The organism is Bartonella sp. CL266QHHD (assembly GCF_042195355.1).
In the GTDB taxonomy this organism is placed as follows: domain Bacteria; phylum Pseudomonadota; class Alphaproteobacteria; order Rhizobiales; family Rhizobiaceae; genus Bartonella.
In genome coordinates this window covers 1-1,326 of the sequence record NZ_JBHIOD010000030.1, presented here as the reverse complement: position 1 = coordinate 1,326, position 1,326 = coordinate 1, and the positions used below count along the sequence as shown (strand labels likewise).

The 1,326-nt window shown below is 38.5% G+C and carries 1 protein-coding gene and 1 pseudogene; both read right to left on the bottom strand.

The annotated features are described in order from the left end of the window. The coding region (locus ACFIK7_RS02660; protein WP_375662890.1) for a DUF6990 domain-containing protein at positions 1-1,227 on the bottom strand (1,227 nt) is incomplete at its 3' end. Between the two features lie 5 nt (positions 1,228-1,232). Beyond that, a pseudogene (locus ACFIK7_RS02655) lies at positions 1,233-1,326 on the bottom strand (SMI1/KNR4 family protein); the annotation flags it as partial.

The window sequence follows — 1,326 nt, the reverse complement described above, 5'->3', positions numbered from 1 at the left end:
CAAAGATTGTACACCAATACGTGCATCTGCCGCCTCTCGCTCCTTTAAAACGGTCAGATGTCCTTCAGCAAATTGAACAGCGTGATTAACATATTTTTCCACATCATCGTCATCTAAATATTCAGAAATCGTACCTGCTTTTACGGCATTTTGATAGGATTTCAGGACATCAATTTGACCTGTCAATGCTAAACAAGCCAAATGCCAAATCACAGCTGGATAATAGCTATATTTTTGGATAAGCGTTTTGCTTTCTATTGATGCTTGTAAATCTTGGGCACGTGCCCACTGTATCACCCGCTCAGAGATTTTTGTCAACTCTTGCTCATTCAATATCTCTACACAAATATCAATTCCTTTATCAACACCACTAAAAACCCCTCCCTCAATCGTATTAAAAGACTGATAAATATTTGTAGCTGATATCTGCCTACATTTTCTACTATCGTGAATATAATGGCAAGCTACAGAAATATCTTCGTTGGAGATCCCTGCTTCAAGATGAACATTATAATCATAATGAAGACGGATAAAACCAAAATCAAATTGAATAAAACGATCCGGCAAAACTAACCACATTTTCCCAGGCTCTGTGGCAAACCATCCTTGGGTTTTAAGAATGTGCGTTGCTGCTGTGAGACTCATCAAACGCTGTTTCGGTTTTTTGCGTGCTAAAATGTCATCCAATTCATTATTTTTATAAGCTTCAGCAAAAAAGATAACGCGCTTAACCTGCGTTATCTTTTCATAATCAGAAAACTCTGGTGTATATAATTGAGGTGTAGGTTTGTAATTCCTTAAAGTTTCGGTATCGCCGAGTAGAGCCTTTGCAACGAGAGAATGATTAGCAGATTCTTCACGTAATTTTTGCTCAATATCTTGTGCTTGCGCCCATGCAACCACTTTGTTTAAAGCTACCTTAACGTGGTTTTCAAAAAACTCCAGCGCTGTAACTCCAAAATTCTCTTCTGAAGAAATCAGCATATCCTCATATAGAGGTTGAGATTCTTTACCGTTAGCATATTCACAGCCAAGACAATAAGCAGCAGTAGTAAGACTGACAGAAACCCACAATCTTCCGCTATCCCGTCCATAATCTATGACACCATAATGAATACGCACTATGCGATCGGGGAGGTGATAATAAGCAAACATATCACCCATTTTATCGCGATGAGGCTCCCAGCCAAGTCTTTTTAAAATCTCTGTTGCATCTTTGGTTTGCATCGTCATTACCCTGCGTGTTCTTTAATTCTTTTACAGAGAAATTCATAAAAATTACTTGCATAATAATGTGACGCTCCAGATGGAATCTTGACGTAGAGT